At 59.8% G+C, this 12589-nt stretch carries 11 protein-coding genes; 5 read left to right on the plus strand and 6 right to left on the minus strand.

The annotated features are described in order from the left end of the window. Nucleotides 1–18: 18 nt before the first annotated feature. Nucleotides 19–942, minus strand: coding sequence for a DMT family transporter (locus FEU76_RS01610; protein ID WP_052196320.1), 924 nt, complete (start codon nt 940–942; stop codon nt 19–21). A gap of 146 nt (nt 943–1088) precedes the next feature. On the opposite strand from FEU76_RS01610, the gene FEU76_RS01615 reads away from it, so the two are divergent. From FEU76_RS01615 to FEU76_RS01625, 3 genes are all read left to right on the plus strand, one after another. Then, the gene (locus FEU76_RS01615; RefSeq protein ID WP_039175645.1) at nt 1089–1478 is read left to right on the plus strand and encodes a DUF4168 domain-containing protein; all 390 of its coding nucleotides are present in this window, start codon (nt 1089–1091) and stop codon (nt 1476–1478) included. A 229-nt stretch (nt 1479–1707) separates the two neighbouring features. Further along, complete coding sequence (locus tag FEU76_RS01620) at nt 1708–3618, plus strand: DUF294 nucleotidyltransferase-like domain-containing protein (RefSeq protein WP_144979809.1); 1911 nt, start codon at nt 1708–1710, stop codon at nt 3616–3618. A 1-nt stretch (nt 3619) separates the two neighbouring features. Beyond that, on the plus strand, nt 3620–4345 hold the full coding sequence (locus tag FEU76_RS01625) for a 3'-5' exonuclease (protein ID WP_144979812.1): 726 nt from the start codon (nt 3620–3622) through the stop codon (nt 4343–4345). Nucleotides 4346–4441: 96 nt separating this feature from the next. On the opposite strand, the gene FEU76_RS01630 is transcribed toward FEU76_RS01625, so the two are convergent. Then, nucleotides 4442–6082, minus strand: a complete 1641-nt coding sequence (locus tag FEU76_RS01630) for a BCCT family transporter (protein WP_039175652.1) — start codon at nt 6080–6082, stop codon at nt 4442–4444. 474 nt (nt 6083–6556) lie between these two features. On the opposite strand from FEU76_RS01630, the gene FEU76_RS01635 reads away from it, so the two are divergent. Then, nucleotides 6557–6985 carry a hypothetical protein gene (locus FEU76_RS01635; protein WP_144979815.1) on the plus strand — a complete coding sequence of 143 codons (429 nt, stop codon included), beginning with the start codon at nt 6557–6559 and terminating at the stop codon, nt 6983–6985. Between the two features lie 244 nt (nt 6986–7229). After that, on the plus strand, nt 7230–7424 hold the full coding sequence (locus FEU76_RS01640) for a hypothetical protein (RefSeq protein WP_144979818.1): 195 nt from the start codon (nt 7230–7232) through the stop codon (nt 7422–7424). A gap of 49 nt (nt 7425–7473) precedes the next feature. Here the strand turns inward: FEU76_RS01640 and FEU76_RS01645 are convergent, their stop codons facing one another. The 4 genes from FEU76_RS01645 to FEU76_RS01660 all read right to left on the minus strand — a co-directional run bounded on the left by FEU76_RS01645 (nt 7474) and on the right by FEU76_RS01660 (nt 12522). Beyond that, entirely contained in the window at nt 7474–8874 is a 1401-nt protein-coding gene (locus FEU76_RS01645) for a sigma-54-dependent transcriptional regulator (protein WP_100731054.1), read from the minus strand. A gap of 11 nt (nt 8875–8885) precedes the next feature. After that, nucleotides 8886–10331: a sensor histidine kinase gene (locus tag FEU76_RS01650; RefSeq protein ID WP_096921350.1), complete on the minus strand. Its 1446-nt coding sequence runs from the start codon at nt 10329–10331 to the stop codon at nt 8886–8888. A gap of 32 nt (nt 10332–10363) precedes the next feature. After that, nucleotides 10364–11566, minus strand: coding sequence for a PQQ-dependent sugar dehydrogenase (locus FEU76_RS01655; protein ID WP_084123727.1), 1203 nt, complete (start codon nt 11564–11566; stop codon nt 10364–10366). Between the two features lie 80 nt (nt 11567–11646). Then, nucleotides 11647–12522 (minus strand): AEC family transporter, encoded by an 876-nt coding sequence (locus tag FEU76_RS01660; RefSeq protein WP_039175659.1) that lies wholly within the window; start codon nt 12520–12522, stop codon nt 11647–11649. Between the last annotated feature and the right edge of the window lie 67 nt (nt 12523–12589).

Below are 12589 nucleotides of genomic sequence, written 5' to 3' on the forward strand. Positions count from 1 at the left end.
CGATCAAAATTATTAGGGTTATTTGCTGGCGGATTTGACGACCATCACCACCCCAGCGATGGCAATGACCATGCCGATGAGCCCCATCAGTGGCAGCCGCTCATCAAATAACCACCACGCCTGCAGCGCGGTCACGGGAGGCACCAGATAAAAGAGGCTTGCCACGCGGGAAGCCTCCCCCTTTTTTATCAAGGCCATCAATAACAGGATAGCGGCAATTGACAGAATCAGCACGAGCCAGCCCAGCGTCAGCAGGAAGGTCGTGCTCCACGCTACGGAGCGGGTCTCGAACAACAGCGCGCCCAAGCCCAGCAGGGTGCCTGCAGCCAGGTACTGAATCACTGCACCCGACAGCAGCGGCATGCTGGTGCAGTAGCGTTTCTGGTACAGCGTGCCCAGTGAAATACCCAGCAATGCGGCCAGTACACTGACCAGTGCCCCCATGCCAAAACCGCTGAACAGCGAACTGCCAAACTCCAGCTTGCTGCCCAGCACCAGGCAGATGCCTACCAGCCCCAGTGCCAGGCCCAGCCATTGTCGCGCGCCCAGGCGTTCGCCCAGCAGTGGGCCTGCACAGGCGGCGGTCAACAATGGCTGCAAGCCGACCAGCAAGGCCGCCAGACCCGCTGGCATTCCCAGGTAAATGCCATAGAATACGCCGCCAAGATAGGTGGCATGCACGAGCAGGCCCGATATCCCGATATGCATCCATAGCCTTGGTGAACTCGGCCATGGAATGCGCATCAGCAAGGTCAGCGGTACGAGCAGCAGCAGCGTCAACACGAAGCGGATAAACAAAAACGTGAAGGGTTCGGCGTAGGGCAGGCCAAACTTGGCACCAATGAACCCCGTGCTCCATAACAGCACGAAGAGCCCAGGCATGGCGGCCAGCGCGAGCGAATGGCCGTGCATGTTTTGCAAGGCCTTGAAATGGCTAGACATAAAGCTCCTATTGCCAGCGTGTTGTTTATCTGTTGTTGTTACTTTCTGTTCTTCTTGTAACGTGTTTTTACATAAAAGATTGAACCTGTGCCTGAACCACGCGTCACACTGTGCACATTCATAACGCGCCAATGAGGTTTCTTACCATGCAACGTATGACTGCTTTGTTCTCTGCTGCTCTCCTTGCCACTGGCCTGATGGCGGGCACTGCCCACGCCCAGCAAGCCCAGGACCCGGCACAAGATCCGATGGCGACTCAGCAGGCGCCTGCACAGGATTTTTCTGATCAGCAGCTACAGCAGTTCGCCGATGCTTCTCAAGAAATCGCCGTGATCTCTCAGGAGTACACACAGCGTCTGCAGGAAGCAGAAGACGAAGCTGCCCAACAGGAAGTTCGCGCTGAAGCCAATGACCGCATGATCGAAGTGGTCGAAGACAGCGGTCTGGACGTCGACACGTTCAATGCTATCGGTCAATCCATCCAGCAGGATCCGGAAATGATGCAGCGTGTACAGGAAATGGCTAGCCAGTCATAAGCCTGTTGCCACCGCCTCTGGCGGTGGTGAACCATCGAGACCTGCAGGATAGTGCCAGATTTTCCTTAACGTGCGAAGTACCTGCCTGTTCTGTGGTCCAAAAGCCCAGCGCCAACGCGCTGGGCTTTTTTTTGCGTGGTTCACCCAGGCTGAAAGGTTGTCCTCTACCGACGCACACGCCACACTAAATGGCTGATCATTAACCCTTTGAGCCTCTGCAGGAGAGCGTATGGACGTGGAGCTTCTGGAAATCCGCCAGCACATGGGACAGTTCCCGCCATTCGATGGGCTGTCCGATGAGCTACTGGACGCCATTGCCGCCCGGGTGGAGGTGAGTTACTTCAAGACGGGTAGCGACATTCTCGAGCTGGACGCCACCCTCGATGAGCTGTGCTATATCCGCAGTGGGGCAGTAGAAGTGTATCGGCGGCAGGGCGAACTCTACAATCGCCTGGCAGAAGGAGACATCTTCGGTCATTTCAGCCTGCTGCGTAACCACAAGGTGCGCTTTCCTGCCAAGGCCATCGAAGATACGTTGATCTATTTCATACCCAACGACGTTTTCCAGCGGCTCTGTGAGGAAGACGATGAGTTTGCCGACTTCGTGGAGCTGGAGCGGCCTCGGTTGGAGACCGCTGCCGAGCAGCAGAAAAAGTCCAACGACATGATGGTCACGCGCATACGCAAGCTGGTGACACGTTATCCGGTGATGGTGGAGTCCACCACTAACGTTCAGCAGGCGGCACAGCAGATCAGCGCTGCCCAGGCATCGGCCGTACTGGTGATCGATGAGGGGAGCAATCATCCTCGCTACAGCTTTCAGGACAGCGAAGGCAAGACCTGGCAGATGTGCGGCATTCTCACCGACAGCGATTTCCGCACGCGGGTAGTGGCTGAAGGGCTGGCGCCCTCCACGCCCGTGGGCGATGTGGTATCAGAGCGGTTGATTACCGTCCAGTCGGATGCCACGGTCTACGAGGCCATGCTGGTGATGCTGCGCAGTAACGTGCATCACTTGCCGGTGCTGTATCGCCAGCGCCCGGTAGGTGTGGTGCATCTTTCCGATATCATTCGCTACGAGACCCATAGCGGGCTTTATCTGGTCAGCAATATTTTCAACCAGTCCAGCGCCCAAGGGTTGGCCAAGCTGTTGCCCGATGTTCGCGCTGCCTTTGCACGGATGGTGCAGGAGGGGGCCAATTCACAGATGGTGGGCAGCGCGCTATCGACCATCGGGCGCAGTTTTACCCGCCGTTTGCTGGAGTTGGCCGAAGAGTCGCTGGGGCCACCCCCGGTGCCTTACTGCTTCATGGTCAATGGGTCCATGGCGCGTAACGAGCAGAGCATCGTGACGGACCAGGACAATGCGCTGATCTTGTCCGATGATTTCGACCCGGACGAGCACGACGCGTATTTCCAGGCGCTGGCAGCCTTTGTCAGCGATGGATTGGCCGCCTGTGGCTACACCTATTGCAAAGGCGATGTCATGGCCACCAACCGCCAGTGGCGCCAGCCGCTGAGCGTGTGGAAACGCTACTTCCAGGACTGGATGGCCAACCCAACTCCGGAGAGGTTGCTGCACAGCTCGATCTTTTTCGACCTGGACAGTATCTATGGCGAAGAACACTACGTGGAAGCGCTTCAGGACCTGATCGCCCAGACGGCACCCCAGTCGCCGCTGTTTCTGGCCGCCATGGCGCGTAATGCCTTGAACCGTACGCCCCCGCTGGGCTTTTTCCGCACGTTCGTGATGGAAAAGGATGGCAAGCACAACAACTCCATCAACCTCAAGCGGCGTGGTACGGCGCCCATGGTAGACCTGATTCGTGTGCATGCGCTGGCCTGTGGCTCCAAAGCGCAGAACTCTTTTCAGCGGCTGAACGACATCAGCCAGACCCAGCTGTTGGCCACCGGGGTCAGCGACAAGCTGAGCTATGCCCTAGAGTTCCTGTGCATGTCGCGTATTCGCCATCAGGTCATCGACCTGCAGGAAGAGCGCGAGCCGGATAACAACATCGAACCCGAAAACGTCGAAGACAGCGAGCGGCACACGCTCAAGGATGCGTTTCAGGTGTTGAGCCATGCGCAGAAATTCCTGAAATTCCGCTACCCGATTCCCACGCAACGGCAGGGGCGTTGATATGCACGGTATTCGCCCACGTCAGAAAGTGACCCAGGCCGACTGGGCTGGCTACATGGCTGCTCGCGCCCAGCGCGCTGATAATGAGGCGTTGCAGCGTTTCTTCAGCACGCCCTTGCCAGACCCCGACACCCCTCTGGGCGAGGTGCCCATGGTGGCGCTGGACCTGGAAACCACTGGGCTGGACGAGCGTCGCCACGGTATCGTCAGCGTGGGGGCCGTGCCCTTTACGCTGGGGCGGATATCGCTTGCCCAGCGACGTTACTGGGTGGTGAAGCCTGCGCGGCCGCTGGACGAAGCCTCCATCGCCTACCACCATATCACCCACTCGGAGGTGGCTGACGCCCCTGATCTGGACGAGGTGCTGGATGAGCTACTGGAGGTGCTGGCGGGCCGAGTGGTGGTGGTCCATTTTCGCAACATCGAGCGCCCTTTTCTGGATGCCGCCGTGAAGGAGCGGCGCGGCGAGGGCGTGCTGTTTCCCATGATCGACACGATGTCGCTGGAAGCCAGACTGCATCGGCAGACCCTGTGGGCGCGCTTTCGCCGCTGGCTGGGCAGGCCGCCGGTCTCGATTCGGCTCAATGCCAGCCGTGAACGCTATGGCTTGCCGCCCTACCAGGGGCACCACGCCCTGGTGGATGCGCTGGCCACCGCCGAGTTGCTGCAGGCGCAAATCGCCAACCGCTACTCACCGGATACGCCGCTCAAGGCGCTGTGGTGCTGACGGATTAGCGTGGGGGTAGCGTGCAAACACAAAACGGGCAGCCCATGGGCTGCCCGTTTTGCGTAAGGCCAGCAAGAAACGCTGGCCAAGGAGGGATCAAACGGCTTTGGGTTCGCTCATCAGCCCTTTGATGATGGCGTAGCAGGCCACCAGCAGGATGATGGTGAACGGGAAGCCCGTCGATACGGCCATGGTTTGCAGGGCCGTCAGGCCGCCACCCAACAGCAGGGCGATGGCAATGGCACCTTCGATGATCGCCCAGAACACGCGCTGCGGCTTGGGAGCATCCACCTTGCCACCGGCCGTGATGGAGTCGATGACCAGCGAGCCCGAGTCAGACGAGGTCACGAAGAAGATGATGACCAGCAGAATCGCAATGAACGAGGTGATCTGCGACAGCGGCAACTGTTCCAGCATCACGAACAGCTGCAGGTCCACACCGGCGTCACGCACGGCTTCGATACCCTGGCTCACGTACTGGTCGATGGCAGTGCCACCGAACGTGGTCATCCACAGCACCGAGACGATCGAAGGCACCAGCAGCACCGAGATCAGGAATTCACGAACGGTACGGCCACGGGAAACCCGCGCGATGAACATGCCGACGTAGGGTGACCAGGAGATCCACCACGCCCAGTAGAAGGCAGTCCAGCCTTGGCTGAAGTTGGCATCTTCACGGCCAAAGGGGTTGGAGAGGGCCGGTAGATGCACCACGTAGTTGATCAGGTTTTCGAAAAAGCCCGTGGCAATCAGCAGGGTGGGGCCTACCGCGATGACGAAGAACAGCAGTGCCGCCGCCATGGCGATGTTGATTTTCGACAGCAGCTGTACGCCTTTGTCGACCCCGGCAATGATGGAGCCGATGGCAATGATGGTGATGCCGATGATCAACAGGATCATGGTGACATCGCTTTCCGGTGCGCCGAACAGGTAGCTCAAGCCCGCAGCGGCCTGGGTAGCACCCAGCCCCAGCGAGGTCGCCAGTCCGAACAGCGTGGCAAACACCGCCAGAATATCGATCAGGTGCCCTGGCCAGCCCCATACGCGCTCACCCAGCAGCGGGTAGAACACGGAGCGCATCGACAGCGGCAGACCCTTGTTGAAGGAGAATAGTGCCAGCGACAGCGCGACCACGGCGTAAATGGCCCACGGGTGCAGGCCCCAGTGGAAAATGGTCGCGGCCATGCCCAGCGCAGCGGCGGCAGCCGTGTCACCTTCGGCTCCCGCCAACGGTGCCCAGTCTCCGCCGTCCAGCGAGGTGCCAAAATGGGTCAGCGGTTCGTTGACGCCGAAGAACATCAGCCCGATGCCCATACCCGCCGCAAACAGCATGGAAAACCAGCCGGTATAAGTGAAATCAGGCTTGGCGTCCGCTCCGCCGATGCGAATCTTGCCCAACGGCGATACGATCAGGCCCAGACAAAGCAGGACGAAGATATTGGCGGACAGAATGAAGAACCACGACAGGTTGCCGGTCAGAAAGCCGAAAATCGAGTCGTAAAGCGGTGCGATGGTGTCCTGTAGCGCCAGCGTGAGGATCACGAACAGCAGTACCACCAGCGCCGAGATGGTAAATACCTTGCCGTGCAGGTCAAGGCTGAACCCCATGGTGCTGGTGGTAATGTTGTCCTGACCGATCACGTAGTCGGTATCTATCAGGTTGGCCGGGCCATCCGGGGCAGGAATGCCCTCCGAGACCGGCTCTTCAGGGGGACGTTTAGCGTCTGGGTTTTCCACAAAAGCCTCTCCATGTCGAACAAAAACTGCCTAAGGCCACGGGACAAGTGCCTGGCAAGCGAATGATGCAACTACTAGGGTAGCAAATGTTGATTAATGTTTATCAACGCAACCAAGATATACAGTCAATGGGTGGGTATCGCAGGTGGTCGTGGCGATCTCACCACCATTCATAACGGAATGACCTGTTTTTTTATTTTCTTGATTAATTTTTATTATACATGGTCTTGGTCGGTGTGTCACAACGCCGCCAGCATCTGAGCTGAAAAATGCCACATGTGCCATTTTTAACCTGCCAGGCCATCATGTTGCGGTGTTTGATGCGCCCATTGTTGTTTTTTCAAGATTTTGTTTTTAATGGATTATTTTTTATTTTGGAAAGATTGGCACGTTGTGTGAAGAGGTTTTTGCATGTGAAAAGGTCTTTGCAGATGCAGGACGAGCAACATGTAATCAGTAATGGAGGCAACTCTTATGGATAAGCAGACTCCCCAGACAACCAAGCGTCCACGCGTACTGACACTATGCATGCTCGCCGCCACGGTCAGCACGCTGGCACTGGCAGGTTGTGGAAATGGTGAAGACGAGATGCCCCCGGCTCAGCAGCCTGAGACCATGGAACAGGATGCCACCTCCGGCCAAGTGCCCAGCACTACCGAAGGCGATAGCATGATGGGCGAAGAGCCCGCTGCTCCAGCAGATACCATGGCAGACGATCCCATGGCGGCTGACCCAGGCCTCGATGGTGATGCGGCATCCACGCAGGAGCCCATGCCCGGCGAGACCACGGATATGACCGACCCGCAGGAAGAGCCTGGTTTTGGTGAAGGCACCGACCCGATGCCCGGCGCCAATGACGAAGTACCTGCGGACGACGAAGACGAGATGACCACGACCCAGTAACGTTTACCGCTCCCTACGATGCCAGGTCGCCCAGCTGTCTGTTCCCTGCGGCTGCTCCACACGGCCTGTCATCCTTTCACCCCCGCGCCCGCGGGGGTTTTTTTTGCATCCTGGTCAGTAGCCGCTAAAGTTAAACAGGCAGGAGGCGAACAAGCAGGTGTTTGGCCTGCCAAACGCATTCGACGATCTCGCTTTCCATGGAGGGCGTTTTCACAAGAGATTTTCAAAAGGGAAGGAGCACGACATGAAGTCACCAAAGCACCAGCGTGTATATGCAATGTTGTTCAGTGCGCTCTTGATGAGCGGGGTATTGGCGGGGTGTGGCGACAGCTCGCCGCCTAACGGAGAGCCCGAACCGGAAGAGCCCATGGGCAGTGGTCCCATGGCCAATGATGGCACCACCCCTGAAGAGACTCCGGGGGAAGGCGTGGATAATTAAGAGGCTTCAACGAGACCGCCCCCTGACATGGGGGCGGTTTCGTTATGGGTCATTCGTCGCTGTCTTCCAGGCGACGGTAGAGCGTTCGCCGCGCGATGCCCAGAACTTCCGCCGTACGGCGCTTGTTGCCGCCAGTGGCTTCCAGCACTTTGCGGATGTAGCGTTTCTCCACCTCTTCCAGACTGGGCCAGCGGGCGGGAGCAGGGGCCGGTGCCGAGGTGCCGGGCAATACTTCGCCACTCAAGGTCGGCGTGGGGTCGGCACTGTTTTGCTGATGAGCCTGGTCGCGTAGACGCTCGGGCAGGTCCTGATGCTTCAACAGGCCCTCCTCGCTCAAGGTCACGGCCCGCATGATGGCGTTTTCCAGCTCGCGCACGTTGCCGGGGTAAGTGTAGTTGAGCAGGCTGTTGAGTGCTTCGGGCTCGATATGCTCCACCTGCTTGTGCTGAGACTCGGCGTGTTTGTCGATCAGCGCAAAGATCAGGTGTTCCACATCGGTGCCGCGCTCGCGCAGGGGAGGAATACGCAGCGAGAACGTTTCCAGACGATAAAACAGGTCGCTACGGAAGTTCTCCTGCTCGATCTCCTTTTCCAGGTTACGGTGAGTGGCCGCAATGATGCGCACGTCCACCGGTTCCTCGCGTTCCCCGCCCACCGGGCGAACGGTCTTCTCCTGCAGGGCACGCAGCAGTTTGGCCTGCAGGTTGATCGGCATTTCACCAATTTCATCCAGGAACAGGCTGCCCCCCTGGGCGCTCTGGAACAGGCCCTTGCGGGCTTCGTTGGCGCCGGTGAAGGCGCCTTTGACATGGCCGAAAAACTCGCTTTCCATCAGGTCGGCGGGAATGCTGGCGCAGTTGACGGGCACAAAAGGCGCGTCGTGGCGGCTGCTCTCCTGATGAATGGCCCGCGCCAGCAGCTCCTTGCCGGTACCGCTTTCACCAAGAATGAGAATGGGAGCGTCGCTTTTGGCCAGCCGCGAGGCATCGTGGAACAGCGACTGCATCGCCGGACTTTTGCCCACGATGCCATGGAAGTGGCTCAGCTCGGTATCGTGCGATAGCGAGAGGCGCTGGCGCTCCAGCACACGAAACACCGCTTCGCGAATCGCATCCAGATCCAGCGGCTTGGTCAGAAAATCGTCGGCCCCCAGCTTCAGGGCTTCCACGGCCTGGTCGATGGTGCCAAACGCGGTAATCACGATGATACCCAGCTCGCTGCCGCTTTGGCGAAGCTGCTGCAAGAGCTGAATGCCGGTCATGCCCGGCAGCCGTACATCGGTGATCATCATCGCCACCGGGGTATGGCTAAGTAGCGCAATGGCTTCTTCGGCGCTGGCGACGCCTACGGTTTCATAGCCCGCATCGTGAAGCTCCTCTTCCAATAACTCACGTATAGCGGCGTCATCTTCCACCACCAAAAGCGGTAACAGGTGTTCCTGATGGGTCACAAACGTTGTCCTCAAGCGGATGCGGTGTCACAAAGGGGCAGCGTGATCTCGAAGCCAGCACCGCCCAGGGTGCTGTCAAAAACGCCAATCGTCCCGCCGTGGTCGTTGATAATGCGGTGTACCATGGACAGCCCCAGGCCACTGCCTTGCCCCACCGGCTTGGTGGTGAAAAAGGGGTCGAATACCTGATGGTGATGGGAGGGCGGTATGCCTGGCCCGTTATCCTCTACCCATAGCGTCAGCTCTTCCTCATGGGCCTTCGCGCGGACACGAATATGGTTCACGTCGGGCGCTTGCGCTGCATTGCGAAACAGGTTGGTCAGCACCTGGATGATCTGCTGGCCATTGACCAGTAAATGGGGGGTCGGTGCAGGAAGATCAATATCCAGGCGAATATTTCTTGGCTCCAGCTCTTCCTCGACCAGCTCGCTGGCACTCAGGATAAGCTGGTCGAGCGCCTGATTTCCTTTCTCTACGTTATGTTGTCGGCCCAATTCCATCAATTGGCGCACGATTTCGACGATACGCTCCACTTCGCCGCGTATTCTGCCCAGCCGGGCGCGCTCATCGTCGCCGATGGTGTCCCGGCGTGCCAGGCGCTGGGCCTGGCCGTTGATGACGGTGAGCGGGGCACCGATTTCATGGGCGACACCCGCTGCCAGTACGCCCAGCTCGGCCAGCTTCTTGGATTTGCGCAGGCGTTTTTCCAGCTCGATCTCGCGGCGCTGACGATCCTCGATATCGCGGTCCTTCTCGGCCATGGCGTCCAGCATTCCGTTCAGGCCTGAGGCCAGCCGACGGTATTCGGTAGGGCCATCAGCCGTGGCCCGTTGGCTGCGGTCGCCATCTTCTACCAGCAGCATGACGTGCAGCAGCCGGTTCAGGGGGCGCTCGATGTAGCGACGGAAGCCCCACCAGATACTGAACACGATGCCCGCCGCACCGATCACGAAGACCAGCACGGCCACGATGCTGATGAACCCGGTATAGTTTTCGATGCCGGTATTCAGGCGGTTGACCTGCAGCACGCCCTGTACGCTGCCATCCTGGGTACGCAGCGGGATCAGTGCCGAGTAGTAGGTCCAGCCCTCCTGCTGGCGATAGTTGCTGTAGAGGTCGTCGCGTTCGATGACTTTCCGGATCTCTTCAGGGGTGAACAGGTCCTTGCCCAGCCCCAGGCCGTATACCTCGCGCCCATGGGTGTCGAACACATAGGCACCGTAGATACGGTGAAACGAGAAGGCCGACTGCAGGGCCTCCTCCAGGGGGGTGGCGCTGTCGCGGGCCACCGCGTAACTCAGCGACGTGCTCAGCGCCCGGGTGATGATCTCCACCTCGGTTTGCAGCTTGGAGCGTACGTTATCCTCCAGCGACTTGATGGCCACCAGGCTGAATACCACCAGCACAATGAAAAGCGGCACAATCACCGTGAGAATGATCAAGTTACGTAGGCGCATCGTCTATCCGTGGTGGTCAGTGAGTAGAAGTATCAACGCGGGCTGGGGGTCAGCCGATAGAGGCTGCCCTGGGCACCGTCGGAGAGCAGGTAGATCGCATCGTCGGGCCCCTGGCGTACATCGCGAATGCGGCCCACTTCGCCATCCAGTATCTGCTCTTGCTGGCCGACCTGGCCCTCTTCGAGGGTCAGCAGCAACAGCTGCTCGCTGGCCAGCCCGCCCGCCAGCAGGCTGCCCTGCCAAGGGCCAAAGGCCTCGCTGGTGACTTCCGCCAGGCCCGAGGGGGCAAACCGTCCATCGAACCGATACACGGGGTCCTCCATGCCTGGCTTCGACTCCACGCCGATCGGTTCATTGGTGGCGTAGTCATTGCCCAGGCTCACTTCGGGCCAGCCATAGTTGTTGCCCGGCTGAAGCAGGTTCAGCTCGTCACCGGTCCGCGGCCCGTGTTCAGTGGCCCAGGCTTCACCGTTGCTGAGCACGGTCATTCCCTGGATGTTGCGGTTGCCCTGGGTATAGATTTCGTCCAGCGTCGTGTCGTCATCGACGAACGGGTTGTCCTCGGGGGCCGAACCGGTGGCGGTCAGGCGCAGGGTGGTGCCTGCGTGGTCGTCGCTGGCCTGGGCGCGTGGCGGCTCATTGCCACGGTCGCCAATGCTCATCAGCAGCGTGCCATCCGGCAGCCAGGCGATCCGTGAACCGTAGTGCCTGCCGGGTGCAGAGGCGCGGTCCTGCTCGAACAGATGCTCCACCTCGCCCAGTGCGTCCTCCTCCCACTTGACCCGCGAAAGCGCGGCACGGCTCTGGCTGCCCTCCGGCTTGCTCCAGGTGAAATAGACCCAGTCATGTTCGCCGTCGCCAAACGCTGGATGCAGCACCACATCCAGCAGGCCGCCTTGCCCATGGTGGTTCACCTCGGGCATGCCCTCCAGCACGCGTGTCTCACCGCTATCCGGGTCGACCAGGTTGAGCTGGCCGTTACGCTCGCTGACCAGGTAGCGCCCATCGGGCAGAAATGCCACTGCCCAGGGGTGCTCGAAACCGCTGGCCACGCGTTCGATGGACACCGGGAAGTGTTCGGTTTCGAGCCCTTGGTGCACGGTCTCGGCCTGTGCAACGCTAGTCAACAGCAGCCCACTCGCGGCGATGGCGAGCCAGCCAGCAGGGCGCACCTGAGCCGGCGTGGAGGCAGTAAGGGGGAAGACGTTCAACACAGCGGGCTGACGTTCGGACATGATCGGTTCTCCGGTGACGTTGGCTAGATGGGTCGGTTCAGTCTAGCAGTGACTGCGACATGGGGGTGGGGTTCCCCACCCTACATCAGTAGTGCCAGCAGCAGTGGCAGGTAAATCAGTGCCAGCAGCGTAGAGCAGAAGACCAGGCTGGCCACATAAGCGGGCTCGCGCTGGGCGCGTTGGGCAAACAGATAATTGAACACGGCCACCGGCATGCACATCTGTACCACGAGGATGCTTTGTGCCAAGGGCGGCAACCCCAGCCAGGCGGCGATGAACCAGGCCGTCACGGCGGCCAGCGGGATACGGATGAGGCTGAAACCCACGCCGGAGCGCAGGCTCTTGACCTGGATGCTGGCCAGCGAAACCCCCAGAGTAATCAGCATCAGCGGTACCGTGAAGCCCGACATCAGGTCGACGGTATTGGCCAGCCAAGGAGGCAGAGGGGTATCGGTGAGCAGCAGCGCCATGGCGATGACGATGGCATACACGGTTGGTGTCTTGACCAGCGTCTTGAGCGGGTTGCCCTTGGCATCCAACGCTGCCCCCAGGGTGAACTGAAACAGCGAGACGGTCACCATCACCGTGATGCCGTAGGCAAACCCGGCGCTTCCAAAGGCATACAGCACCACCGGCAGGCCCATGTTGCCCGTGTTGGGATACATCATGGGGGCGATGACCACGCGCCAGTGGCGGCCCAGCAGCTTGGCCACCAGAAAGCTGGCAGCCCCCATGGTCAGGATGACCAGCGCGGTGGCCAGCATGACATGGCCAAAGGTGCCCGCATCGATATTGGCGCCCGACAGCGATGCCAGTACCAGCGCCGGGGTGCCGATGTTGAAGACCAGACGCGTAATGAAATCGACGGGGTAGGGGTGGCCAAGGCGTACCCAGGCATAGCCAAGCCCGGCGCCTGCCAGTACAGGGGCCATGACGGCGAACAGTTCGGCGAGCATCAACGTTCCTTGACGGGGTTCAGCGCTCTATTGTCGGCAATAACGCACTGTACAGGCAAGCAACGTG

Source organism: Halomonas sp. C22 (genome assembly GCF_007655045.1).
GTDB classification, from domain to species: domain Bacteria; phylum Pseudomonadota; class Gammaproteobacteria; order Pseudomonadales; family Halomonadaceae; genus Vreelandella; species Vreelandella hamiltonii.